This window comes from Pseudomonas sp. AS2.8 (assembly GCF_014190935.1).
Classification (GTDB): Bacteria; Pseudomonadota; Gammaproteobacteria; order Pseudomonadales; family Pseudomonadaceae; genus Chryseomonas.
In genome coordinates this window covers 1-25,612 of record NZ_JACHVV010000006.1, presented here as the reverse complement: position 1 = coordinate 25,612, position 25,612 = coordinate 1, and the positions used below count along the sequence as shown (strand labels likewise).

The 25,612-nt window shown below is 67.2% G+C and carries 19 protein-coding genes and 2 pseudogenes; 12 read left to right on the top strand and 9 right to left on the bottom strand.

Going from position 1 to position 25,612, the window contains the following annotated elements:
* Positions 1-54 precede the first annotated feature (54 nt).
* The 9 genes and pseudogenes from FHR73_RS21130 (at position 55) to FHR73_RS21100 (ending at position 12,810) form a co-directional block, all read left to right on the top strand.
* Positions 55-996: an AEC family transporter gene (locus FHR73_RS21130; RefSeq protein WP_409258707.1), complete on the top strand. Its 942-nt coding sequence runs from the start codon at positions 55-57 to the stop codon at positions 994-996.
* A gap of 183 nt (positions 997-1,179) precedes the next feature.
* Positions 1,180-2,214, top strand: a pseudogene (locus FHR73_RS22965) (cache domain-containing protein); the annotation flags it as partial.
* 93 nt (positions 2,215-2,307) lie between these two features.
* Complete coding sequence (locus tag FHR73_RS22960) at positions 2,308-3,072, top strand: methyl-accepting chemotaxis protein (RefSeq protein ID WP_409258706.1); 765 nt, start codon at positions 2,308-2,310, stop codon at positions 3,070-3,072.
* Between the two features lie 74 nt (positions 3,073-3,146).
* A pseudogene (locus FHR73_RS22955) lies at positions 3,147-4,226 on the top strand (cache domain-containing protein); the annotation flags it as partial.
* Positions 4,227-4,319: 93 nt separating this feature from the next.
* A complete protein-coding gene (locus tag FHR73_RS22950; RefSeq protein WP_371099681.1) occupies positions 4,320-5,084 on the top strand; it encodes a methyl-accepting chemotaxis protein in 765 nt (254 codons plus the stop codon).
* A gap of 343 nt (positions 5,085-5,427) precedes the next feature.
* Complete coding sequence (locus FHR73_RS21115; RefSeq protein ID WP_183633863.1) at positions 5,428-10,296, top strand: PAS domain S-box protein; 4,869 nt, start codon at positions 5,428-5,430, stop codon at positions 10,294-10,296.
* Positions 10,293-11,234 (top strand): diguanylate cyclase domain-containing protein, encoded by a 942-nt coding sequence (locus FHR73_RS21110; protein ID WP_183633862.1) that lies wholly within the window; start codon positions 10,293-10,295, stop codon positions 11,232-11,234. Before FHR73_RS21115 ends, FHR73_RS21110 begins: the two co-directional genes overlap by 4 nt.
* A gap of 131 nt (positions 11,235-11,365) precedes the next feature.
* The gene (locus FHR73_RS21105) at positions 11,366-12,376 is read left to right on the top strand and encodes an AI-2E family transporter (protein ID WP_183633861.1); all 1,011 of its coding nucleotides are present in this window, start codon (positions 11,366-11,368) and stop codon (positions 12,374-12,376) included.
* Positions 12,376-12,810 (top strand): NUDIX hydrolase, encoded by a 435-nt coding sequence (locus tag FHR73_RS21100; RefSeq protein WP_183633860.1) that lies wholly within the window; start codon positions 12,376-12,378, stop codon positions 12,808-12,810. The genes FHR73_RS21105 and FHR73_RS21100 overlap by 1 nt, the downstream gene beginning before the upstream one ends.
* A gap of 12 nt (positions 12,811-12,822) precedes the next feature.
* On the opposite strand, the gene FHR73_RS21095 is transcribed toward FHR73_RS21100, so the two are convergent.
* From FHR73_RS21095 to FHR73_RS21075, 5 genes are all read right to left on the bottom strand, one after another.
* Positions 12,823-13,065, bottom strand: a complete 243-nt coding sequence (locus FHR73_RS21095) for a hypothetical protein (RefSeq protein ID WP_183633858.1) — start codon at positions 13,063-13,065, stop codon at positions 12,823-12,825.
* 59 nt (positions 13,066-13,124) lie between these two features.
* Positions 13,125-13,841 carry a carbonic anhydrase gene (locus FHR73_RS21090; RefSeq protein WP_183633856.1) on the bottom strand — a complete coding sequence of 239 codons (717 nt, stop codon included), beginning with the start codon at positions 13,839-13,841 and terminating at the stop codon, positions 13,125-13,127.
* A gap of 176 nt (positions 13,842-14,017) precedes the next feature.
* Positions 14,018-14,929, bottom strand: a complete 912-nt coding sequence (gene pbpG, locus FHR73_RS21085; RefSeq protein WP_183633854.1) for a D-alanyl-D-alanine endopeptidase — start codon at positions 14,927-14,929, stop codon at positions 14,018-14,020.
* A gap of 242 nt (positions 14,930-15,171) precedes the next feature.
* A complete protein-coding gene (locus FHR73_RS21080; protein ID WP_183633853.1) occupies positions 15,172-16,707 on the bottom strand; it encodes an acetyl-CoA hydrolase/transferase family protein in 1,536 nt (511 codons plus the stop codon).
* 1,001 nt (positions 16,708-17,708) lie between these two features.
* Complete coding sequence (locus FHR73_RS21075) at positions 17,709-19,160, bottom strand: anion permease (RefSeq protein ID WP_183633852.1); 1,452 nt, start codon at positions 19,158-19,160, stop codon at positions 17,709-17,711.
* Between the two features lie 293 nt (positions 19,161-19,453).
* Here FHR73_RS21075 and FHR73_RS21070 point away from each other — a divergent pair, with 293 nt between their 5' ends.
* Positions 19,454-19,978 carry a gamma carbonic anhydrase family protein gene (locus FHR73_RS21070; protein WP_183633851.1) on the top strand — a complete coding sequence of 175 codons (525 nt, stop codon included), beginning with the start codon at positions 19,454-19,456 and terminating at the stop codon, positions 19,976-19,978.
* A gap of 303 nt (positions 19,979-20,281) precedes the next feature.
* Here the strand turns inward: FHR73_RS21070 and FHR73_RS21065 are convergent, their stop codons facing one another.
* The 3 genes from FHR73_RS21065 to FHR73_RS21055 form a co-directional block, all read right to left on the bottom strand.
* Positions 20,282-21,205 carry an SdiA-regulated domain-containing protein gene (locus FHR73_RS21065; RefSeq protein ID WP_183633850.1) on the bottom strand — a complete coding sequence of 308 codons (924 nt, stop codon included), beginning with the start codon at positions 21,203-21,205 and terminating at the stop codon, positions 20,282-20,284.
* A 70-nt stretch (positions 21,206-21,275) separates the two neighbouring features.
* Positions 21,276-22,181 (bottom strand): SdiA-regulated domain-containing protein, encoded by a 906-nt coding sequence (locus FHR73_RS21060; RefSeq protein WP_183633849.1) that lies wholly within the window; start codon positions 22,179-22,181, stop codon positions 21,276-21,278.
* A gap of 88 nt (positions 22,182-22,269) precedes the next feature.
* Positions 22,270-22,935 carry a fumarylacetoacetate hydrolase family protein gene (locus tag FHR73_RS21055; RefSeq protein ID WP_183633848.1) on the bottom strand — a complete coding sequence of 222 codons (666 nt, stop codon included), beginning with the start codon at positions 22,933-22,935 and terminating at the stop codon, positions 22,270-22,272.
* Positions 22,936-23,173: 238 nt separating this feature from the next.
* Here FHR73_RS21055 and serA point away from each other — a divergent pair, with 238 nt between their 5' ends.
* Positions 23,174-24,403, top strand: coding sequence for a phosphoglycerate dehydrogenase (serA, locus tag FHR73_RS21050; protein ID WP_017639986.1), 1,230 nt, complete (start codon positions 23,174-23,176; stop codon positions 24,401-24,403).
* Between the two features lie 218 nt (positions 24,404-24,621).
* Here the strand turns inward: serA and rpiA are convergent, their stop codons facing one another.
* Positions 24,622-25,296 carry a ribose-5-phosphate isomerase RpiA gene (rpiA, locus tag FHR73_RS21045; RefSeq protein ID WP_183633847.1) on the bottom strand — a complete coding sequence of 225 codons (675 nt, stop codon included), beginning with the start codon at positions 25,294-25,296 and terminating at the stop codon, positions 24,622-24,624.
* 128 nt (positions 25,297-25,424) lie between these two features.
* On the opposite strand from rpiA, the gene FHR73_RS21040 reads away from it, so the two are divergent.
* A partial coding sequence (locus FHR73_RS21040; RefSeq protein ID WP_183633846.1) for a pyridoxal-phosphate dependent enzyme occupies positions 25,425-25,612 on the top strand: 188 nt, incomplete at its 3' end.

Below are 25,612 nucleotides of genomic sequence, written 5' to 3'. Positions count from 1 at the left end.
CCGTGCCTGCTACCATCGCGAGCCGTTTCCGCGATGCCTTCCGCCATGTCCGACGTGCTTGCCCTGGTCCAGGCGACCTTCGACGTCACCGCCCCGGTCTTCGCCCTGGTGCTGCTGGGCTGCGTGCTCAAGCGGCTGGGCTGGATCGACACCCCCTTCATCAACACCGCCTCGGCCCTGGTGTTTCGCGCCACCATGCCGACCCTGCTGTTTCTCGGCATCCTCAAGGCCGATCTCGGCGAGGCGCTGCAGCCGTTGCTGCTGGGCTATTTCGCCCTGGCCACGGTGGCGAGTTTCCTGGCCGCCTGGGGCTGGGCGATCTGGCGCTGTCCCCATGCCGATCGCGGCGTCTATGTGCAGGGCGCCTTTCGCGGCAATTGCGGCATCGTCGGCCTGGCCCTGGCGACGACCCAGTACGGCGACTATGGGCTGTCGGTGGGCGGGATCATGGCCGGCATGGTCATCCTCTTCTACAACGTGCTCTCGGCCATCGTGCTGGCGATCTACAGTCCGCACCTGGAGGCCAACTGGCGCACCCTGCTGCGCAGCATCCTCGGCAATCCGCTGATCATCGGCATCCTGCTGGCGATTCCCTTCGCCTATTTCCAGTGGCAGCTGCCGCGCTGGCTGGACACCTCGGCGCACTATTTCGCCGGCCTCACCCTGCCGCTGGCGCTGATGTGCATCGGCGCCACCCTGTCGCTGGCCTCGCTGCGCGAGAGCAGCGGCCTGGCGCTGGGCGCCAGCCTGTGGAAGATCGTCTGGATTCCGCTGCTGGGCGTGCTGGGCGCCCTGGCGCTGGGCATCCAGGGGCCGGCGCTGGGTATCCTCTTTCTCTACCTGGGGTGCCCGACGGCGGCGTCGAGTTTCGTCATGGCCCGCGCCGCCGGCAGCAATGCCCAGCTGGCGGCGACCATCGTGGTGCTCAGCACCCTGGGCGGGATGCTGACCACCAATCTCGGCCTGCTCCTGCTGAAAGGTTTCAGCCTGCTGTAGGGCACGCCGCCCAGACATCGGCGTTGTGAGAACGCTTATCGGTTGGCGCCAGCTAAAAGTCGGATTTGAGCGTAATAGTGCGGCCTCGACCGTCCCCCGGTCGGTTCGCCCTCTCGATACCTATCGCAATAAGTAGCTGCGAGGAGAGCGGCCGCCCACTCTCCAGCCTTACGCGTGGTATCCATGAAACGTTCGCTTCAATTCAGCCACAAGATCCTGCTGGCGGCCGCCCTGGTGGTGACCCTGGCCCTGGCCGGCTTCGCCAGCTTCAACGCCTATCTGCAGCGCCAGGCCATCACCCAGAGTCTCGAAGCCTCGCTGGGCGAGATCGGCCGCATCACCGCCGGCAACATCGCCTACTGGCTGGACGCGCGGGTCAAGCTGATCGACAGCCAGGCCCAGGCGCTCAGCCGCGACAGCAGCCCGGCCAGCGTGGTGGGCCTGCTGGAAGAGAAGCTCTACACCAGCAACTTCGACTCCACCTACCTGGGCGAGGTCGACGGCACCTTCACCGACCGCCCCCATACGCCCATGGAGGCCGGCTACGATGCCCGCCAGCGCGACTGGTACAAGGCCGCGGTCAGCGCCGGCGGTCCCATCCTCACCGAGCCCTATCTTACCGCGCCGCCGCAGAGCTTCCTGTGCATCACCATCGCCGCCCCGGTCCTGCAGAACGGCAAGCTGATCGGCGTGGTGGCCGGTGACCTGGTGATGGACAGCCTGATGAAGATGATCACCTCGCTGGACGCCGGCGGTCTGGGCGAAGCCTTCCTGGTGGACGGTGACGGCAAGATCCTGGTCAGCAGCCACGCCGACCAGGTGCTGAAATCGCTCAAGGACGTCTTTCCCGAGCAGACGCCGCGCCTGGCTCCCGGCTTCCATCACGTGCTGCAGAACGGCAGCGAGCGGCTGGTGAGCTTTACCCCGGTCGCGGGCCTGCCCTCGGTCAAGTGGTACCTGGCCCTGTCCATCGACCAGGCCAAGGCCTACGCCCCGGTGACCCAGGCGCGCAACCTGGCCATCGTCGCCACCCTGGTGGCGGTGGTCGCCATCATCCTGCTGCTGGGGCTGCTGATCCGCGTCCTGCTGCGCCCGCTGCACGACCTGACCCGCGCCATGGACGACATCGCCGAAGGCGAGGGCGATCTGACCCGCCGCCTGCCGGTGCAGTCCCGCGACGAATTCGGCGCCCTGGCCGAGGCCTTCAACCACTTCGTGGCGCGCATCCATACCTCGATCCGCGACGTGGCCCAGAGTACCGGCGAACTCAACCAGGGCACCCGCCGGGTGCTGGAAGCCTCGCAGTCGTCCATGCAGCAATCCGATATCCAGGCTCAGCGCACCACCAGCGTGGCCGCGGCGATCAACGAACTGGGCGCTGCTGCCCAGGAGATCGCGCGCAACGCCGCCCATGCCTCCGGCGAGGCCAGCACGGCGCGCGCCCAGGGCGAGGAGGGTCGCGAGGTGCTCGACGAAGCCCTGCACGCCATGCAGGCACTGTCGGCCAAGATCGGCACCAGTTGCGAGCATATCGAAGCGCTCAACGGCAAGGCCGCCAACATCGGCCAGATCCTCGAGGTCATCCGCGGCATCTCCGAACAGACCAACCTGCTGGCGCTCAACGCGGCCATCGAAGCGGCCCGCGCGGGGGAGGCCGGTCGCGGCTTCGCCGTGGTAGCCGACGAGGTGCGTTCGCTGGCCAGCCGCACCCAGAGTTCGGCGCAGCAGATCCAGCAGATGATCGAGGAGCTGCAGACCGGCTCGCGCGATGCCGTGGCCCTGATGCAGGAAAGCCAGCGGCAGAGCGCCCACAGCATGCAGGTGGCCAAGAGCGCCGGCGAGCGCCTGGGCAGCGTGACCGAGCGCATCGGCGAGATCGATGGCCAGAACCAGTCGGTGGCCACCGCGACGGAGGAACAGACCTCGGTGGTGGAGACCCTGAACATGGACATCAGCGAGATCAACCTGCTGAACCAGCAGGGCGTCGACAACCTCCAGGCCACCCTGGCGGCCTGTACTGCCCTGGAAGTCGAAGCCGGGCGCCTGCAACGGCTGGTGGGCGGCTTCCGGATCTAGCGCGACCACTGAAAAAGGTATCGCCGCTGCGCTCAAGTAGTCCGATGAATACCCGATAACGAGGGCGATAGGCCATGCCTCGCATGCGGCATGGCTCCCCCTCGCTACGGATGCAGACCTGTATGAAGCGACACCTGAAATTCAGCCACAAGATCCTGCTGGTCGCGGCGCTGGTGATCACCACCGCGTTGGCCGCTTCCGCCGGTTTCAATGCCTACCTGCAACGCCAGGCCATCGACCAGAGCCTGAGTGCCAACCTCGCGGAAACCGGCCGGGTCACCGCCGGCAATATCGCCTACTGGCTGGATGCGCGGGTCAAGCTCATCGAGGGCGAAGCCCAGACCCTGGCGCGCGATCGCTCGCCCGAAGGCCTGGTCGGTCTGCTGGACCAGAAGATCTACACCGGCAACTTCGATTCCACCTACCTGGGCGAGGTGGACGGCACCTACACCACCCGTCCGCTGCGCAACCTGCCGGCCGGCTACGATCCGCGCAAGCGGCCCTGGTACGCGGCCGCCACCGCCGCCGGCACCACGGTGCTGACCCCGCCCTATATCTTCGCCTCCTCCGGCCAGTTGGGCGTGACCATCGCCACCCCGCTGCAGCGCGACGGCCAACTGGCCGGCGTGGTGGCCGGCGACCTCAACCTCTCGGCACTGGTGAAGATCATCACCTCGCTCGACGTCGGCGGCCTCGGCGAAGCCTTCCTGGTCGACGGTGACGGCAAGGTGCTGGTCAGCAGCCACCCCGAGCAGGTGCTCAAGACCCTCAAGGACGTCTTCCCCGAGCAGACCCCGTCCCTGCAGCCCGGTCTGCACGCCGTCAGCCAGAATGGCAGCGACCGGCTGGTGAGCTTTACCCCGGTCGAGGGCCTGCCCTCGGTCAAGTGGTACCTGGGCCTGTCCATCGACCAGGCCAAGGCCTATGCCCCGGTGACCCAGGCGCGCAACCTGGCCATCGTCGCCACGTTGATAGCGGTGATCGCCATCATCCTGCTGCTGGGCCTGCTGATCCGCGTCCTGCTGCGCCCGCTGCATGACCTGACCCGCGCCATGGCCGACATCGCCGAAGGCGAAGGCGATCTGACCCGCCGCCTGCCGGTGCAGGCCCGCGACGAATTCGGCGCCCTGGCCGAGGCCTTCAACAAGTTCGTGGCGCGCATCCACACCTCGATTCGCGACGTGGCCCAGAGCACCGGCGAACTCAACCAGGGCACCCGTCGGGTGCTGGAGTCGTCGCAGTCGTCCATGCAGCAGTCGGACCTCCAGGCTCAGCGCACCACCAGCGTGGCCGCCGCCATCAACGAACTGGGCGCTGCTGCCCAGGAGATCGCCCGCAACGCCGCCCATGCCTCCGGCGAGGCTAGCACCGCCCGCGCCCAGGGCGAGGAGGGTCGCGAGGTGCTCGACGAAGCCCTGCACGCCATGCAGGCGCTGTCGAGCAAGATCGGCACCAGTTGCGAACATATCGAAGCGCTCAACGGCAAGACCGCCAACATCGGCCAGATCCTCGAGGTCATCCGCGGCATCTCCGAGCAGACCAACCTGCTGGCGCTCAACGCCGCCATCGAAGCGGCCCGCGCGGGGGAGGCCGGGCGTGGCTTCGCCGTGGTGGCCGACGAGGTACGCTCCCTGGCCAGCCGCACCCAGAGTTCGGCGCAGCAGATCCAGCAGATGATCGAAGAGCTGCAGACCGGCTCGCGCGATGCCGTGGCGCTGATGCAGGAAAGCCAGCGGCAGAGCGCCCACAGCATGCAGGTGGCCAAGAGCGCCGGTGAACGGCTGGGCAGCGTGACCGAGCGCATCGGCGAGATCGATGGCCAGAACCAATCGGTGGCCACCGCGACCGAGGAACAGACCTCGGTGGTGGAGACCCTGAACATGGACATCAGCGAGATCAACCTGCTGAACCAGCAGGGCGTCGACAACCTCCAGGCCACCCTGGCGGCCTGTACCGCCCTGGAAGCCGAAGCCGGTCGCCTGCAGCGGCTGGTGGGCGGCTTCCGCATCTAATCCGCGTGACAAATCCGCGAAAAGGGAGAGTCGACGTCAGGTCGGCTCTCCCTTTTTGCTGTCCGGAAGGTCAGGAAGGCGTGCCTGAAGGCCGATTCTTCCTGCACCACTCGTCAGAAACAGTAAAACTAATTAGCGCGTGAACTTGCTCTGGCCTGCCGCTTCGCGCCTATCGGCCGCTGCGCTTCAGCCCGGCGGCCGATCCGCGGTATCAAGAAAGCCTTTTTTCCCGCCGATGGGCTAGCTGTTACCGCCAGGTCTGGTGGAGGCCCTTTTCCGCGCGCTTCCCCGCTCCTGGCACTGCCTAACCTACGGCGTGGCACCTTTTGCCACCAGGGGCTCCATGTTCAGCAGGCTGTGCAAATCCTCTCGCGTACGCTGGAGTCTCGGCGTCTTTCTGCTCGGCGTCCTGCTGACCAGCCTGACCATGCGCCATCTGACCGAGCGCAACGAGCGACAGGTACGCAATGCCCTCGGTGCTGCGGCGACCGACGTGCGTGAGCAAATCGCCGAGCGGCTGCGCGTCTATGAATACAGCCTGAGCGGCATGCGTGACGTCATCGTGGTAGCCGGGGCGGGTCTGTCGCGCGAGCTGCTGGAGCACTACGGTCGTACCCACGATCTGAATCAGGAGTTTCGCGGTGCGCGTGGCATAGGCTTCATCCGTCGGGTTCCAGTCGGCGAGGAGGAACGTTTCGTCCACGCCGCGCGCGCCGATGGCTGGCCGGACTTTGCCATTCGCAGCTTCGCACCCCACGACGGTGACAGATTTATCGTCCAGTACGTCGAACCGGTGGCGCTCAACCAGCGCGCCGTCGGCATGGATGCGGCGTCTGAACCGGTACGCCGCGAGACCGCGGTGCTGGCCATGCAGCGGGGTAGCATGCACCTGTCCGGGCCAGTGGAGTTGCAGGCCTATCAACCGCCCGAGCGCGGCCTGTTGCTCATGCTGCCCATCTACCGTGACGGCCTGCTGCCCAAGGACCCGGCGCGCCGCGAGGCCGCCACCCTCGGCTGGTCCTATGTGCCGCTGAGCATCGAGGAATTGTTCGGCAGCCTGCGCCTGGACATCCCGGGTCTGCTGATCCGCCTGACCGACGTGACCGAGCCGACGCGGCCCACGTTGTTCTATACCCGCGGCGATACCCGGGAACCGGCCGCCGAGGGACTCTCGGAGGTGAGCGTCACCCGAGATGTCTATGGGCGGCGCTGGCAGATGGCCTTTACCGCCACTCCGGCCTTTGTCGCCGGCCTCAACCTGGTCTCGATCCCCCTGGTGCATCTGGTCGGCAAGCTGTTCAGCCTGCTGGCCGCCGGCCTGACCTTCGCCCTGCTCACCACCCGCCAGCGGCGCCGCCAGTACCAGCAGGACCAGGCCAACCTCACCGCGGTGGTGGAAAGCTCGTCCGACGGCATCATCAGCAAGGACCTCCAGGGCGTGGTGCTGAGCTGGAACCACGCGGCGGAGGAACTGTTCGGCTACACCGCCAGCGAAGCCGTGGGCCAGCGCCTGCTCGATCTGGTGGTGCCCACCGAGCTTGAGCACGAGGAATGGTCGGTGCTCGAACGCATCGGCCGCGGCGAGCCGGTACCGCACTTCGAGACCCGTCGCCAGCACCGCGACGGCCGCCTCATCGAGGTCCTGGTCAGCGTCTCGCCCATGCGCGGCCGCGACGGCCGGATCACCGGCGCCTCCAAGACGGTGCGCGACATCTCGCTGCAGAAGGCCGCCCAGGCCGAGATCCTGGCGCTTAATGCCCGGCTGGAAGAACAGGTGGCCCAGCGCACCGCCGAACTCAGCCAGACCAACCGCCTGCTCGGCGACGTGCTGCGCGCGGCTTCCGAGGTGGGCATCATCGCCACCGACCGCGACGGTCGCATCACCCTGTTCAACGAAGGTGCCGAGCGCCTGCTGGGCTATCGCGCCCAAGAGGTGGTGGGGCTCTGGCAGGCCAGCGACTTCCATCTGCCGGAAGAACTGGCGACCCAGGGCGCGGCCCTGGAGGCCGAGTACGGCCTGCCGGTCGCCGGCTTCCGCGTGCTGGTGGAGCGCTCCGAGCGCGCCGGCGCCGACGCCCGCGAGTGGACCTTCGTCCGTCGCGACGGCGAACATCGCGACGTCAGCCTGGTGGTGACCACCATGCGCGACGCCACGGGCCAGGTCAGCGGCTACCTCGGCATCGCCTCCGACGTCACCGAGCGCAAGGCCGCCGAACAGGAACTGGCCGCCAGCCTGGCCCTGACCCGGGCGATCCTGGACACCGCTGTCAGCCCCATCGTCACCGTGGACAGCAGCGGCCTGGTGCGCTCCTTCAACCCGGCCGGCGAGCGCATCTTCGGCTATCGCGCGGCCGAGGTGGTGGGGCAACCCGTCCGCCGACTGATCCCCGGCTACCTGGCCGGCTACGAGGCGTTGTTCAGCTGCTCGCAGGATATTTCCGACGACCCGGCCGGCCAGCAGGGCCAGGAGATGGAGGGTCGTCGCGCGGACGGCAGCGTCTTCCCCATCACCCTGAGCCTGGGGGTAATGTGGACCGACGGCGAGCGCCTGGCGGTGGCCATCATCGCCGACATCACCGAGCAGAGTCGCCAGCGCCAGGCGCTGCTGCAGGCCCGTGACCAGCTGACCATGGCCGCCGATGTCGCCCAGCTGGGCATCTGGTGCTGGCAGCCCGACACCGGCCAGGTGCAGTGCAACGAGCGGATGTTCGAACTCTACGAATGGACCGACGCCCAGCGCGCCGCCGGCATCACCTACAACGACTGGCGCTGCCGCGTGCATCCCGACGACCTGGACAGCGCCGAAGAGCGCCTGGGCGCGGCCATGGCCGGACGCGCGGTGTTCGATCCGGTGTTCCGCGTGCGCCGTCAGGACGGCTCGCTGCGGCACATCATCGCCGGCGCCCGCACCGAGCGGGATCCGCGCGGCCGGGTATTGCGAGTGGTGGGCATCAACCGCGACATCACCGAACAGCTAGAGCTGGAGCACCGGTTGCGCGAGGAGCGCACCCGCGCCGACCTGGCCAGCCAGGCCAAGTCGTCCTTCCTGGCCAACATGAGCCACGAGATCCGCACGCCGATGAACGCCGTGCTGGGCATGCTGCAATTGCTGCAGCGCACCGTCCTCGACGCCCGCCAGGGCGACTACCTGACCAAGGCCCAGCAGGCGGCGCGTTCGCTGCTGGGGCTGCTCAACGACGTGCTGGACTATTCCAAGATCGAAGCCGGCAAGCTGCAGCTGGATGTCCATCCCTTCAGTCTGGAGCAGGTGCTGCGCAACCTGGGCGTGGTGCTCTCCGGCAACAGCGGCGAGAAGAACGTCGAGATCAACTACCACCTCGATGCCGGGCTGCCCACCGCCCTGATCGGCGACAGCCTGCGGCTGCAGCAGATCCTCATCAACCTGGCCGGCAACGCCCTCAAGTTCACCGAAGCGGGGCAGGTGCTGGTCAGCGTGCGCCAGCTGTCGCGGGCGGACGGTCAGTTGCGCCTGGAATTCTCGGTGCAGGACACCGGCATCGGCATCAGCCCGGCCCATCAGGAGCAGCTGTTCCAGGGCTTCACCCAGGCCGAGGCCTCGATCAGCCGGCGCTTCGGTGGGACCGGGCTGGGCCTGGCCATCTGCAAGCGCCTGGTGGAGCTGATGGATGGCCAGTTGCAGGTGGAAAGCGAGCTGGGGGTGGGCAGCCGCTTCTGGTTCGATGCCGCCCTGGCGGTGGACCGCCAGGGCGAGGCCCAGCTGGCGCCGGTACGCCGGCGGGTGCTGCTGGCCGACGACAATACCCTGGTCGGCGAGGTACTGGTGGAAACCCTGGCCGCCCTCGGCTGGCAGGTGGACCTGGTCACCAGTGGCGCCGCCGCCCTGGCGCGGGTCGCCCAGGCCCAGCAGCAGGAACAGCCCTATGAGGCGGTGCTGATGGACTGGCGCATGCCCGACGGCGATGGCCTGCTGGCGGCCCGGCAGCTGCGCGAGCGGCAGGCCGACAACCGACCCAAGGTCATCATGCTCACCGGCTTCGGCCGCGACTTCCTCACCGAAACCCAGCAGAGCGCCGATGCGCCCTTCGACGACTACCTGACCAAGCCGGTGACTCCGGCGCAGATCGTCGAGGTGGTGGAGCGTGCCCTGGGCGCCGAGATCCCGGCCGGCGTGCACGCCGCCGCGGTGGTCGACGAGAGCCACCGGCTGGCCGGCCTGCGCCTGCTGGTGGTGGAAGACAATGCCCTCAACCGCCAGGTGGCCGCCGAGCTGCTGCTGGCCCAGGGCGCCCAGGTCGAGCTGGCCGAGGGCGGCCTGGAAGGGGTCGAGCGAGTGCTCTCCGGCGCGCCGCTGGACGTGGTCATCATGGACATGCAGATGCCCGACATCGATGGCCTGGAAGCCACCCGTCGCATCCGCGCCGACGGGCGCTTCCGCACCCTGCCGATCCTGGCGATGACCGCCAACGCCTCTCACACCGACCGCGACGCCTGCCTGGCCGCCGGCATGGACGACCACATCGGCAAGCCCATCGACCTGGAATTGCTGGTCGCCCGCCTGCAGCGCCTGACCGGCCAGGAGGTGAGCGCCGCGCCCCCCGTCGCACCGGTCGGCGAGGACCGCCAGGTGGAACCCCTGAGTCTCGTCCTGCGCCGCTTCGGTGGCGATGCCCGGCTGTTCGGCACGCTGCTGGAACGCTTCGCCGAGGACTCCGTCAGCCTGCTGGACGGCCTCGCGAAAGCCTGGCAGGCCGCCGACAGCGAGGCGGCGGTTGCCGTACTACACTCCCTCAAGGGCAGCGCCGGCACCATGGGTGCGCAGCGCCTGGCCGCGCGCGCCGCCGAGGGCGAACGCGCCGGCAAGGCCGGAGCGGGTGTCCCCCTGGAGGTGGCGATGGAACTGACGACCCTGCGACAGCTGCTCGACGAAGCCCTCGTCGAATTGCGCGGCGCCCTGGCCGAACGCCTGCCGCCGCCGGTCATTGCCGAAACCACAACCACAACCACAACCACAACCCCCACCGACACCCAGGTCGACTGGCGCGCACGCCTGGACGAACTCGAAGCGTTGCTCAGCCAGGGCAATCTCGACGCCCTGGAACTGATCGCCGAGCTGCCCGTGCATTGCCGGGCCGAAGCCCAGGTGCGCTATGACCTCTTGCGCGCCCAGGTCGAGACCCTCGACTTCGCCGCGGCGCTTGTTACCCTGCCCGATCTGAAGGAAGCCCTATGACTCCGCCGACCGCCGAGGCCGCCGGACGGCGCAGCAAGGCCAAACTGCTGATCGTCGACGACCAACCGCTGAACATCCGCATCCTCCACGAACTCTTTCGCCAGGATTGCGAGACCCTGATGGCCACCAGTGGCGCCCAGGCCCTGCAACTGGCCCTGGCCCAGCAGCCGGACCTGATCCTGCTCGACGTGATGATGCCCCAGCTCGACGGCCACGAGGTGCTGCGCCGGTTGCAGGCCGATCCGGCCACCGCCGCCATCCCGGTGATCTTCGTCACCGGCCAGGAAGGTCCGGACGAAGAGGTGACCGGTCTGGAGCTGGGCGCGGTGGACTTCATCAGCAAGCCGATCAATCCGGTCATCGTCCGCGCCCGGGTGCGCACCCAGCTGACGCTCAAGGCGCAGCGCGATGCCCTGCGCAGCATCGCCCTGGTCGATGGCCTCACCGGCGTGCCCAATCGCCGCCAGTTCGATGAAGCGCTGCTGCGCGGCTGGCGCCAGAGTCAGCGCGAAGGCACGCCATTTTCGCTGATCCTCATGGATATCGATCACTTCAAGGCCTACAACGACCACTATGGTCATCTCGCCGGCGACCAGTGCCTGCGCCAGGTCGCCCAGGCGCTGGGCCAGGGCCTGTTCCGTCCCTATGACCTGCTGGCGCGCTACGGCGGCGAGGAATTCGGCTGCCTGCTGCCGGGCACCGACCTGGAAGGCGCCACCCAGGTCGCCGAGCGGCTGCTGCAGCAGGTGCACGACCAGCGCCTGACCCACGGCTACTCCTCGGTGACCGGCTACGTCACCCTGAGTCTGGGCGTGGCCACCGCGCTGCCGCCCACCGCCGTCGATCCGGCCGCCCTGATCACCGCCGCCGATGCCCAGCTCTATGCGGCCAAGCACCAGGGCCGCGCCCGGGTCTGCGCGGCGGAACTGGCCAACTGACGCGAGGGGTGCCAAAGCGCCCGCTCGGGTAATGCTGGGTAACAGAGGTCCGGGCTTTCTTCGTTATCCAGGCTGGGCGGCGAGGCGGCAGACTGTCAGACTGCGGGCAGGGATTCTGCCGCCGGTAATCTATGTACGCCTTCACGCAACGCCAGGCCATCTTGGCCAGCTGGATCATCGTCTTCACCGCGCTCTATCTGGTTCTCCCGCTCAAGCTACTGCCCAGCCTGCTGGCCGGCCTGCTGGTGTACGAACTGGTCAATACCCTGGCCGGGCGCCTGCAGCGGCAAATGCCCGGCGGCGGCGCGCGCTGGCTCGCCGTGGCCCTGCTCGGCGCCCTGGTGGTGAGTCTGCTGACGCTGTTCTTCGTCTGGTTCACCAGTTTCATCATCCAGGAAGTCCAGAACCCCGGACGGCTGCTGGACAAGTTCATGGTGCTCACCGAGCGCGCCCGCGCCCAGTTGCCGCCGTCGCTGGACGCCTACCTGCCGGCCAACGCCGACAGCATGAAGCAGGAGCTGGTGGAATGGGTACGCGCCCACGTGGCGCAACTGCAGCTGTTCGGTCGGGATGCGGCGCGGACCTTTGTCATCGTGCTGATCGGCATGATCCTCGGCGCCATCGTCGCCTTGCAGCCCACCCCCGATCCCGAGCGCCTGCGCCCGCTGTCCGGCGCGCTGCTGGTGCGTCTCGGCCTGGTGGCCCAGGCCTTTCGCAACATCGTCTTCGCCCAGATCAAGATCTCGCTGCTCAACACCACCCTGACCGGCATCTTCCTGCTCGGCGTGCTGCCGCTGTTCGATGTCCATCTGCCGATGGCCAAGACCCTGGTGATCCTCACCTTCATCCTGGGTCTGCTGCCGGTGATCGGCAACCTGATGTCCAACACCCTGATCTTCATCGCCGGCCTGTCGCTGTCGATCTGGGTCGCGGTGGCGGCGCTGGGCTACCTGATCGCCATCCACAAGCTGGAATACTTCCTCAACGCCCGCATCGTCGGCGGCCAGATCAGCGCCCGCTCCTGGGAGCTGCTGGTGGCCATGCTGGTGTTCGAGGCGGCCTTCGGCCTGCCGGGGCTGGTGGCGGCGCCGGTGTACTACGCCTATCTCAAGAGCGAATTGAGGGCGGAGGGGCTGGTGTAATGAGCGGTCAGATTCGCGTCCTGGCGCTCTGCATCCTGCGTAAGGACAATCGCATCCTGGTGCGCGAGACGCAGGACCCGCACGATGGCCGGCGCTTCTGCCGGCCCCTGGGCGGTGGCGTGGAGTTCGGCGAAACCAGCCTGGCGGCCGTGCAGCGCGAGATCCGTGAAGAACTGGGCGTCGAACTGGCCGAGGTGAGGCTGCTGGGCACCCTGGAGTCGCTGTTCAGCTACGCCGGGCGGCCGGGCCACGAGGTGGTGCTGGTCTACGCCGCCGAATTCGTTGATCGGCAGCGCTATGCAGAGACCGAACTGCCCGGCCGGGAAAGCGATGGTGAGGCCTTCATGGCCACCTGGCGCTCGCTCGATTCCTTCGACGACACCTGTCGACTGGTACCCGAAGGCTTGCTGGCGCTTCTCGCCAGGGCTACCTGAAGCCGCGCACCCTCACTGACGATCCAGATTCGACCACATGCGCTGCCAGAAGGCGCCGGCCTCTTCATTGATGGCGCGCCAGCGATGCTCCAGGCATTCGCGCTCGGGCGTGCCCAGGTCCTCCGGGCAGGCCAGGTAGCGGTCGGCGGCGGCCTGGGCCTCGGCCTGCAGGCGGCGCCATTCGCGCACGTCATCCAGCCAGCAGCGGCCGGTGACGGTTTCGTAGTACTCGTGGGCGATCGCGTCTCTGCTCATGGGGCATTCCAGGCGGGTGATACAGCCCTAGACCGCGGCTGACGCCCGGGGTGCCCGCCTCAGACGTCGAAGAAGTCCACGTGGCCGTTTTCCAGGGTGTAGTAGGCGCCCACCACCTTGACCTGGCCGTTCTGCTGCGGCGTCAGCAGCGTCGGTTCCGAGGCTGCGCGCAGCCGCCTGACCGTGCGCTGTACGTTGCTGCGCACCGCCGCTTCCAGCAGATCCGGCGGATTGCCGGAGCGGGCGCTGAGCACCGCCGGCAGGATGGGTTCGATCATGGCGCCGATGGCGCCGGGATAGAGGGCGTTCTGCTCCACCACCGCAACCGCGGCCTCCACCGCGCCGCACTTCTCGTGGCCCATCACCACGATCAGCGGCACCCCCAGCTGGCTGATGGCGTACTCCACCGAGCCGAGGGCGGTGGTGTCCAGGGTGTTGCCGGCGTTGCGCACGATGAACAGCTCGCCCAGGCCCCGGCCGAACAGCAGCTCCGGCGAGACCCGCGAATCCGAGCAGGACACCAGGACGCAGAAGGGGGTCTGGCCCTTGGCGATCGCCAGGCGACGATCGCGATTGGTTTCCCCGTGCAGGGGCTGGTCGTCCATGAAGCCCTGGTTGCCGTCGATCAGCCGTTGCAGGGCCTGCTCGGCGGTGAGGGTGGTGTGGGCCCTGGTGGGCGCGGCCAGGGCGGGCAGGGCGAGGGGCGCCAGGGCGGCGGCCACAGGCAGGCAGCAGGCGCAATGCAGGAGTTGACGACGCGACAGGGAGGGCTTCATCGGGACACCTCTTGGAGTGGGGGCGTGCCGGTACTGCGGTCTCCAGCGCCAGGGATAACTATTGTCGTCCGCCGCCGATCGCGCCAGGCGAGGTGGCGCGTATCCGACCCGTGGAAAGCCGCCAGGCAAGAAAAAGCCGCGTCGGAACGCGGCTTCGGGACCGGCTCAGGCGGGCGTCACTGCCGCGCCAGCACCGTGCTGCGACCGGCCTTGGGCGCGCCTGGCAGGGGGCTCAGCGCGCCGGTTTCCAGCCAGCGGCGCACGCGGGTGGCGTCGGCCATGTGGGTGAACTTGCCGAAGGCGTCCATCACCACGAAGGCCACCGGACGACCGGCCATCACGGTACGCATCACCAGGCAGTGACCGGCCTTGTCGGTGTAGCCGGTCTTGGTCAGCTGCACGCTCCAGTCGGCGTTGTAGATCAGGTGGTTGGTGTTGCGAAAGCCCAGCACATAGTTGGGGTTGTGGAAGGCCTGGGTCTTTTCCGGGGTGGTGCTGAGCTGACCGAGCAGCGGATAGTGTTCGGTGGCCTTGAGCAGGGTGACCAGGTCGCGCGCGGTGGAGACGTTCAGCGGCGACAGCCCGGTGGGCTCGGCGTAGCGGGTGTTTCTCATGCCCAGGGCGCGGGCCTTGGCATTCATGGCGGCGACGAAGGCCCGCTGGCCACCCGGATAGTGATGGGCGAGGCTGGTGGCGGCGCGGTTTTCCGAGGACATCAGCGCCAGTTGCAGCATGTCGCGACGGGTCAGCTGGCTGCCCAGGCGCACCCGCGAGAAGATGCCGCGCATGGCCGGATTCTCGCTGATGTCGATGTCGATGGTCTGCTCCAGCGGCAGCCGGGCATCGAGCACCACCATGGCGGTCATCAGCTTGGTCACCGAAGCGATAGGCGCGACCTGGTCGGGATTCTGGGAAAAGAGTACCTGGTTGGTCTTGAGGTCGACGACCAGGGCGTGGTTCGAGGCCAGGCGCTGGGCGGTGGCGGCAGCCGCGGCCTTGACCTTCGGTGGGGTCTGGGCCAGGACGGCCGGACTCAGCCCGACCAAGCCAGCCAGCAGCAGGCCGGCAAGTTGATGACAGATCTTCACGGTGGCAGCTCTCAAAAGGGGGGCGGGGTTAGAACAACCGCGAACGGCAATGCCCCTTGCAGATCAAGGACATTGCTCAGAGATTTCACGTCTTTTATCACCCGGAATGTCGGCTGGGAATCCGACAAGGCAGCTTTTTACACAGCGCGCTGGCAAAAAGTCACAATTAGTTGCATGTGGGCGACGGACGGCGGGGATGGCGGAGCGAAAGGGGGCCCGAGAGGCCTCGGGCGCCTTGCCTTTCAGTCGTGGGCTTCCTGGGCTGCGGGGCCGAGCATGCTGCCGGTGACCAGATAGCGTTCGTGCCAGGCGAGGGCCTCGGGCAGCAGGTGCGGGGTGTGCTTGCCATGGCTGCCGGCCAGGGCGCGTTCGAAGTAATCCTCCAGCGCCGGACGGAAGCTTGGGTGCACGCAGTGCTCGAGGATGGCTCGGGCGCGCTGCTTGGGACTGAGCATGCGCAGGTCGGCCAGGCCCTGGTCGGTGACGATCACCGAGACATCGTGCTCGGTGTGGTCGACGTGGCTGACCATGGGCACCAGGGTCGAGATCAGCCCGTTCTTGGCCGTGCTCGGCGCCATGAACACCGACAGATAGGCGTTGCGGGCGAAGTCGCCGGAGCCGCCGATGCCGTTCATCATCCCGGTACCCATCTGGTGGGTCGAGTTGACGTTGCCATAGAGGTCGGCTTCGAGCATGCCGTTCAGGGCGATGCAGCCCAGCCGCCGCACCAGTTCCGGGTGATTGCTCACGCCCTGCTGGCGCAGGATGATGCGCTGGCGCAGCGACTCGGCGTGCTCGACGAAGCGCTCGATGCCCGCCGGACTCAGGGAGAAGGAGGTGGCCGAGGCCAGCTCCATCTTGCCGCTGATGAGCAGTTCCAGCATGCCGTCCTGGATCACCTCGGTGAAGGCGGTCAGCCCCTCGAATTCGCTCTCGGCCAGGCCCTGCATGAAGGCGTTGGCGATGTTGCCGACCCCCGACTGGATGGGCAGCAGATTGGCCGGGATGCGTCCCTGGCGTACCTCGAAGCGGAGGAAGTCCAGCAGATGCGCGGCGATGGCCTGGGAGGCGGCGTCCGGCGCCTTGAACGGACTGTTGCGGTCCGGGGCGTCGGTCTCCACCACGGCCACCACCTTGTCCAGCGGCACTTCGAGATAGGGCGAGCCGATACGGTCGCCGGGGTGCGCCAGTGGAATCGGCGTGCGGTGGGGCGGCAGGGCGCCGTCGGTGTAGATGTCGTGCATGCCGTCCAGGGCGTCGGGCTGCCAGCGATTGACCTCGAGGATCACCGCGTCGGCCATGTCCAGCCAGGTCTTGTTGTTGCCCACCGAAGAGGAGGGCACCAGCAGACCGTCTTCGCGAATGGCGGCGATCTCCACCACCGCCACGTCGATCTTGCCGAAGAAGCCATAGCGCACCTTTTCCGCCAGCTGGCCGAGGTGGATGTCCATGTACTCCAGACCACCGGCATTGATGCGGCTGCGCAGCTCGGGATCGGACTGGAAGGGCACCCGCAACTCGATGCCATCGACCCGCGCCAGGGCGCCGTCCAGCTCCGGTGCGGTGGACGCGCCGGTCAGCACCTTGATGCGAAAGGGCTCGCCGGCGCCGTGGCTGGCGGTGATGCGCTGGGCCAGGGCGCCGGGCACGGCCTTGGGATAACCGGCCCCGGTGAAGCCGCTCATGCCCACGGTCATGCCGTGACGAATGAACTGCGCGGCCTGCTCGGCGCTCTGGCGCTTGGCGGCGAAACCGGGATGGCGAATACGGTGGGACATGACGACCTCTGCGGGTGTTATCGAAAGCACACTAAGAATGTGGATTCTACGCCGAAGGGATGCTTAGGTCCCTAAGCAAAAGGTCGGGTGGAGGGGAAATTATTGGGGGGAGGGGATGGTTGGGTTCTGTAGGTTGGGTTGAGCGATAGCGAAGCCCAACGGTGCCTAGCCATCTCGAACATCGGTATTCGTAGGTTGGCGCTGAGCATAGCGAAGCCCAACGGATTAGGGGTATGGGTGCCCTAGCTGTTTATCGAGTGCTCTGAGGGCTTTTGTTTCGCCCACCCGGGCGAGTTACTTTTTGCATTCGCCAAAAAAGTAACCAAAAACGCTGTCCCCACGCTTCGGCCCTTCGGGTCCCCTCGCTCCGGTACCGCTCCAGGGGCACGGCACGAAGGGGCCTCCTGCCCCTCGCGCCTTGCTCGGCGTCCTGCCTCGCATCCCCCGCCACGACACCGGAACTCGGCCTCACTGACGGGGACGGGTGCAAGCCTGATGCTTCGGTGTTCACAGGTTGTAGCGTGGAAAACCGCGCAGCGTTTTCCACTGGTGGGTACCGATGTTATCAGTGGACAAGGCTTCGCCGTTGTCCACGCTACGGGTTACGGGTTATTCAACCAACACTTTCAGACGCGCGAAACACCCCGTTCAGCAGGGCGAACGCCAGTGTCGTGGAGTGGGTCGAGCCGCGTGGATGCGGCGAGAGGTCCAGTGGGCCATGGAGGGCCCATCTGGACCGACCCCGGAACGGCGCTGGCGTGAGCGGACCTGGAGCGAAGCGGAAGGCCGGATGGTCGGGGCAAGCGTTTTTGCTTACTTTTGTCCGGCGCGCGTAGCCGCGATTGGCAAAAGTGAGTCGCCCGGGTGGGCGAAACAAAAGTCATCCGAGCACTCGATAAGCAGCCGGGGCACCCATAAACCAAGGCATCACTGCAACCGCCGCACCGTTGGGCTTCGCTATCGCTCAACCCAACCTACGGTGCTCCGCCCGGGCCTCGGCCTCACACCACCATCATGATCCACGGCACCCCGATCCCCAGCAGCACCAGCAGGAACAGCGCGCCGAAGATCGTCCCCAGCCGCCAGTAGTCGGCGCTGGGCAGGTAGCCACTGCCGTAGTACACCGGGCTCGGCCCGGTGCCGTAGGGGGTGATGATGCCCATCAGTCCCAGGGAGGTACCCAGCAGCAGGGCGAACACCGGCAGGTCGATGCCGGGGATGCCCATGCCAGCGGCCAGCATCACCGGCAGCAGCGCCGTGGTGTGGGCGGTGGAGCTGGCGAACAGGTAGTGGGCGAGATAGAACACCGCGACCAGCACCACCATGGCGGTGCCGGCATGGAAGCCGCCCAGGTGGCCGGCGACCCACTGGCCGAACCAGGCGACGAAGCCGACCCGGGTCAGGCCGTCGGCCAGGGCGACCAGGGTGGCGAACCAGGCGAAGGTGTTCCAGGCGGCCTTGTTGCCCAGGGCGTCGTTCCAGGTGATCACCCTGAGCAGCAGCATCAGCACGATCACCAGGATGCCCACCAGCGCCGGATCGGCCCAGGCGGCGCCAAAGATCCACAGCGCCAGGGCGCCGATCACCAGGGCCAGCAGCAGCTTTTCATTGCGCGTCAGCGGGCCGAGCGCGGCCAGTTCCTTGGCCGCCCACAGCGGCACCTGGTCGTTGCGCTTGATCTCCGGCGGATACAGCCAGTAGGCCAGCAGCGGCAGCAGTGCCAGCAAGAGGATGCCCATGGGCGCGGCGGCGATGAACCACTGACCCCAGCTGATGTGCACCTGGGCGGTCTTCTCGATCAGCGCGGCGGCCAGCAGGTTGGGCGCCAGGGCGGTCAGGAACAGGGTACTGGTGACGCAGGTGGAGGAGATCGCCACCCACATCAGGTAGGAGCCGATGCGCCGGGCGCTGGGGTCGTTGGGCTTGGAATCGTAGAGCAGCGGCAGGTTGCGGATCACCGGGTAGACGGTGCCGCCACTGCGCGCGGTGTTGGACGGGGTGAAGGGCGCCAGGGCCAGATCGGCCAGCATCACCGCATAGCCCAGGGTCAGGGTCCGCCGGCCCATGGCCTTGACCAGCAGCAGCGCGATGCGCCGCCCGAGTCCGGTCTTCTCGTAGCCCAGGGCGAACATGAAGGCACTGAAGATCAGCCAGACGGTGTTGTTGGAAAAACCCGCCAGGCCCCATTTCAGCGCCTCCTGGGGCGCCCGGAAGCCCGGGGTCGCCAGTTGCGCCGGACTGAACAGCACCCAGGGCGCCAGCAGGGCCGCCAGGGCCACGCCGATCAGGCCGATCACCGCGCCGGGCAGGGGTTCGAGGATCAGCCCCACCACCACGCCGGCGAACAGGGCGAAGTACAGCCAGGCATGAGCGGGCAGGCCGTCGGGCGCCGGCAGCAGCGCCAGCAATCCGGTGACGGCGAGGGGCAGCAGGAATTTCCAGGTGGTACGCATCGGGCGCTCGCAGATTCCGGTGGTCTCGGGAAACCGGCCTGGGCCGGGACGGCTGACGCTGCTCTTCCAGGGGCTGCGCGGTCAACGGCAGCCAGCTTTGCAAAGGCCGGCCTGCTTTCCCAGCGCGCTGGCCGTGGTCATTCGTCGCAGTCCGGGGGACTTAGGTTCCCTGGGTATTCTTTCGCTATCGAGAATGACTTGCAACAACGCGCGTCACTGCCGATTGCGTCCGCCGCTCGCCTGGGCGAACAATCGGCGTCTCCGCCAACCCTGACAACACGAGGATGACCGCCATGAAGTACCGCCTGGGAGAACATCGCGTCGACGCCCATCCGCACAGCTGGGTCGCGCCTACCGCCGCGGTGATCGGCAAGGTGCGCCTGGATGAGGGCGCCAGCGTCTGGTTCGGCGCGGTGCTGCGTGGCGACAACGAGCTGATCCACATCGGCCCCGACAGCAATGTGCAGGACGGCGCCGTGCTGCACACCGATCCCGGCTCGCCGCTGACCCTGGGACGCGGCGTCACCGTCGGGCACCAGGCCATGCTGCATGGCTGCGAGATCGGCGACGGCAGTCTGATCGGCATCCACGCCGTGGTGCTCAACGGCGCACGCATCGGGCGCAACTGCCTGGTGGGGGCCAACGCCCTGGTCACCGAGAACGCGGTGATCCCCGACGGCTCCCTGGTGCTCGGCTCGCCGGCCAAGGTGGTGCGCGCTCTCAGCGAAGCCCAGCAGGCGCAGCTGGCGGCCAACGCCCAGGTCTACGTAGCCAATGCGCGGCGCTATCTGGAGGAGTTGTTCGAGCAGGGGGAGTAGGGCTACCGGGAGCCGCGCACCGCGCGGGACCACCCCCTCTCCCTCGGGGAGAGGGCCGGGGTGAGGGAGAAGCCGCTCCGGTCCGTTGGGCTTCGCTGCGCTCAACCCAACCTACGGCGATTTTCGTAGGTTGGGTTGAGACGGCTCCATCGTCGAAGCCCAACATCGGCTGCGTAGCGTGGAAAACGGCGCAGCCTTTTCCACATGGAGATCAGGTGCCAGGCGTGCCTTCACCCCAGCCATCGCCCTCAGGGAGAGGGGGCTGTCCGAGCAGGCCTATGGCTCCAGCAGTAGCCCCCACCCTCACGGCTTCTCGAACCGATAGAACAGATTCGGCTCGCTGACTACATAGAGCCGGCCCTGGTCATCCATGGCCACGCCTTCGGCCTGGGGCACGCTGCGGCTCAGGCCGTGCTGGCCGCGCAGCAGTGACAGCGAGCTGATCGGCTTGCCGTCGTCGTCCAGTTCCAGCACCAGCCGCGACTGATCCGAGAGCGCCAGCAGGTGGCCGGTGCCGGGATCGAATTGCAGGCTGGAGAGATCGCGTACGAACAGCCGGCGATCGCGTTGCGGATCCGTGCGCAGCGACAGTGCCTGCAGGCCTTCGAAGGCTTCGCTGCCGAGACCTTCGATCTCGTAGATGCGTACCGGATCGCTTTCCTTGGCGACGAAGAAGCGCTCGCGCGCCGCGTCGTAGGCCAGGCCTTCGTTGCCGCGGTTGTCGCTTTGCACGTCGCTGAGGCTGAAGGGGTGGCTGACCTGGCGGTCGTCGACGTCCACCACCCGGGTGTCGGCGCCGATCCTTACCCGCACCAGGCGCTGGCGGCGCTCTTCGCTGATCATGTAGACGCTGGGGGCGATGTATTCGATGGCCTCCGGGTCGCTGAAACCCCTGAGCTCCACCTGGCGCAGCAGGCGGCCGTCCAGGTCCAGTTCGAGAAAGCGTGCCGGCTTGTTGGTGACGCTGACCAGGGTGCGGCGATCCGGATCGAAGCTCAGCGCCGAGACGTCGGTGATGCCCTCGCCGATGGGACGGGCTTCGACGGTGACGCGGTAGGTCGGCAGCCACAGTGAACGGGCCTGGCGGCTCTCGGCCTGGAGCTGGCTCTGGACGTTGAACCAGAGTCGCTCGAACAGCCGGTGCTGCTGGGCCACCAGGGTCAGGGCCAGCAGCAGGGCGCCGCCCAGCAAGGCGCCCAGGGTGCGAGGGGAAAACAGCGGGAACATCGACAGGGTCCTGAGGCGGTAATGCCGCGCAGCCTAAGGGCGCCACCCTGAATTCAAGCTGAATAGGCGCTCATTGCGCCGCTTTGGACACCTTGTGAAACACGTGGAAGAGATTGGGTTCACCAATCATGTAGAGATTGCCGGCCTCGTCGAGGGCCACGCCTTCCGGTTGCTCCATGGTCGCGTCCAGGCCGTGCAGGCCGCGTCTCAGGCTGATGAAGCTGACCGGTTGCCCCTCGGCGGTCAGCTCCACCAGGGTATGGGACTGGTCGGACAGCGCCAGCAGGTGCCCGCTGCGCGGATCGACCGCCACCGCGGAATAGTCGATCACCAGCTGCTTCAGCGCAAAGGGCTGCAGGCTGCCGGACACGCCGCGACCGTCGCTGGCCAGGGTGAAGAGCGCGGCCGGATCGCGTTCCTTGCTGAGGATCAGGCGCTGGTGCCGCGGATCCCAGGCGATGCCTTCGAAGCCCTTGTTGCCGGCGTCGGGAAAGCCCAGGTCGTGGTGCTCGAAGGTGTTGGCGTCCAGCTCGCGGGTGTCGTCGGCCAGCTGGAACAGCGACAGCCGCCGCTGGCGTTCGTCGACGATGGCCAGGCGCCCGTCTTCCAGGGCGGTGACCCCTTCGAGGTTGGAGACGTTGCGGATCGGGATGCGCCTGAGGATGTCCCCGGTCAGGCTCAGCTGCACCAGGTAGGGGGTGCTGCCGGTGACGGCGAAGAGGGTGCGGGTACGGGGATCGTAGGTGAGGTCGGAGGTCTCGGCCTCGGCCAGGCCCGGCAGTTGCTTGCCCTGGATCACCGCCTCGTAGTCCGGCAGCCAGACCGCCTGGGCGCGCACTTCCGGCGGCGTGCGGTATTCCTGCCACCAGAGCAGGGCCCGGTCGTTCCAGTGCCAGACGAAGGTGAGGACGAGCAGCACCAGCAGGACGAAGGCGGGGAGGAGGCGCGACAGGATGAGGCGGGGGAGTCTGGACATGCGGGCTCGGACGGCTTCTTGTTAGAGCGTCGTGGCCGTGCCGGCACACCGTCGCCAGGCACCGGCCGGGCGACGGTGGGTGGCGGGGTTATAGCACGCGCGTTTCGAAGCGGCTAACGTCCGGCAGCTCCAGCACCAGGTCATCGCCCACGTTGAGAGGTCCGACACCTACCGGCGTGCCGGTGAGGATGACGTCGCCCGGTTGCAGGGAGAAATGCCCGGCGATGGTCTGGATCAGCGGCAGGATGGGATTGAGCATGTCGCGGCTGTTGCCGTCCTGGCGCACTTCGCCATTGATGGTCAGGCGCACCGGGATGTCGGCCAGGTCCTCGAAGGCATCGCCCGGCACGAAGGGCGCGAGCACGCAGGCGCCGTCGAAACTCTTGGCGATCTCCCAGGGATAGCCCTTTTCCTTGAGGCGGCTCTGCACCTCTCTGAGGGTCAGGTCCAGGGAAGGGGCGAAGCCGGAGATGGCGTCGCGCACTTCCTCGGCCGACGGCTTCTTCGACAGCGGCTTGCCGATCAGCACGGCAATCTCGGCCTCGTAGTGCACCGAACCCTGATCGGTGGGGATGGCGAAACCCTCGGCCACCGGCACCACGCAGCTGGCCGGCTTGATGAACAGCAGGGGTTCGGTGGGAACCGGGTTGTTCAGCTCCTTGGCGTGCTCGGCGTAGTTGCGGCCGATGCAGACGACCTTGCCCAGGGGGAAGTGGATCTTGGTGCCATCGAGGTACTGGTGCTGGTAGGCCATCTGGTGCTCCTGGTGAGTGGCGTCTGCGGACGATCTTGACCCCCCGATCTTAACCAAAAGCGGGGGCTGCGGCGCGGTCCTGGTCGCAAGGCGCTCATGGTCGCCCTGAGAAAGCTTCAGGTCGCAACCGGACCTGCATCCGGTGGCTCATGCTAAGATAGCGACCCCTTTGCCGCTGGCTGACCTGGCCTGCGCCGCGCCGGCATCCTTCTCCCTGGACACTCTGGATTCAACGCAGATGAGCAAGACTTCCCTCGACAAGAGCAAGATCCGCTTCCTTCTCCTGGAAGGCGTCCACCAGTCCGCCGTGGATATCCTGAAGTCCGCGGGTTACAGCAACATCGAGTACGTCACCAGCTCCCTGCCGGATGCCCAGCTCAAGGAAAAGATCGCCGACGCCCACTTCATCGGCATCCGCTCGCGCACCCAGCTCACCGAAGAGGTGTTCGACTGCGCCAAGAAGCTGGTCGCCGTCGGCTGCTTCTGCATCGGCACCAACCAGGTCGACCTGCAGGCCGCCCGCGAGCGCGGCATCGCCGTGTTCAACGCGCCCTATTCCAACACCCGTTCGGTCGCCGAACTGGTGCTGGCCGAGGCCATCCTGCTGCTGCGCGGCATCCCGGCCAAGAACGCCTCCTGCCACCGTGGCGGCTGGATCAAGAGCGCGGCCAATTCCTTCGAGATCCGTGGCAAGAAGCTGGGCATCATCGGCTACGGTTCCATCGGCACCCAGCTGTCGGTCCTGGCCGAGGGCCTGGGCATGCAGGTGTTCTTCTATGACGTCATCACCAAGCTGCCCCTGGGTAACGCCCAGCAGGTCGGCTCCCTGACCGAACTGCTCGGCATGAGCGACATCGTCACCCTGCACGTGCCGGAGACCCCCGCCACCCAGCTGATGATGGGTGAGCGCGAGATCCGCGCCATCAAGAAGGGCGGCATCCTGATCAACGCCGCCCGCGGTACCGTGGTCGACCTCGACGCCCTGGCCGCCGCCATCAAGGACGAGCACCTGATCGGCGCCGCCATCGACGTCTTCCCGGTGGAGCCGCGCTCCAACAACGACGAATTCGTCTCGCCGCTGCGTGGCCTGGACAATGTCATCCTGACCCCGCACATCGGTGGCTCCACCGCCGAGGCCCAGGCCAACATCGGCCTGGAAGTGGCCGAGAAGCTGGTCAAGTACAGCGACAACGGCACCTCGGTGTCCTCGGTCAACTTCCCCGAAGTGGCCCTGCCGTCGCACCCGGGCAAGCACCGCCTGCTGCACATCCACCAGAACGTGCCGGGCGTGCTGTCGGAGATCAACCGCGTCTTCTCCGAGAGCGGCATCAACATCTCCGGTCAGTACCTGCAGACCGACGAGAAGGTCGGCTACGTGGTGATCGACGTCGACGCCGACTACTCCGACCTGGCCCAGGAAAAGCTGCAGAACATCAAGGGCACCATCCGTTGCCGCGTGCTGTTCTAAGCCGCCAGGCGGCATGAAAAAGCCCCGGTTGGGTTCGCCTGACCGGGGCTTTTTTTGTGGGCTGAGTGCGTGGGATCGCTGGGCTTCGCTGCGCTCAACCCGACCTACAGGAGCCTGGTAGGTTGGGTTGAGACGGCTCCATCGTCGAAGCCCAACACTGAGCACGCACGAACCTCCCGGTGGAAAACGTTGGCGCGGTTTTCCACGCTACGGGTGGCTTAGCTCCGCTCCAGCCGCTCCACACCCTGGGCGGTGCCCAGCAGCAGCACGTCCGCCGGGCGGGCGGCGAAGAGGCCGTTGGCGACCACGCCGACGATGTTGTTGATCCTGGCTTCCAGGCCCAGCGGATCGACAATGTGCATGTTGTGCACGTCGAGGATGACGTTGCCGTTGTCGGTCACCACGCCGTCGCGGTATTCCGGATCGCCGCCCAGCTTGACCAGCTCGCGGGCCACGTAGCTGCGGGCCATGGGGATGACTTCCACTGGCAGCGGGAATTCGCCGAGGACTTCGACGCGCTTGCTGCCATCGGCGATGCAGATGAATTTGCGTGCTACCGCCGCGACGATCTTCTCGCGTGTCAGGGCCGCGCCGCCGCCCTTGATCAGGTTGAGGTGGCCGTCGGCTTCGTCGGCGCCGTCCACATAGAATTCCAGGTTGTTGACACCGTTGAGGTCATAGACGGTGATGCCATGGCTTTTCAGCCGGTCGGCGGTGGCCTGGGAGCTGGCCACGGCGCCGTCGAATTCCAGCTTGTGCTTGGCCAGCAGGTCGATGAAGAAGTTGGCGGTCGAGCCGGTGCCCACGCCGATCACGCTGTCGCGGGAGAGCTGGGGAAGGATGAGGTCGACCGCGGCCTGGGCGACGGCCTGCTTGAGCTGGTCCTGATTCATGGGAGTATCCGCAGAGAAAACGGGTGGAGGGTCGCTGATTATAGCCGCTCGGACGGCCTGGCTAACCCACCCGGGGGTGCCCGTAGTAGACTTTTCGCCCCCGCCGCACCCACCGGATCGCCCCGCCGATGCTCGAACAGTACGTGAAGAAGACCCTGCTCGCCCCCGTCTACGACGTGGCGATCGAAACGCCCCTGCAACCGGCGCGGGCGCTGTCCGAGCGACTGGGCTGCCAGGTGCTGCTCAAGCGTGAAGACCTGCAGCCGGTGTTTTCCTTCAAGATCCGCGGTGCCTACACCAAGCTGGCCAGCCTCTC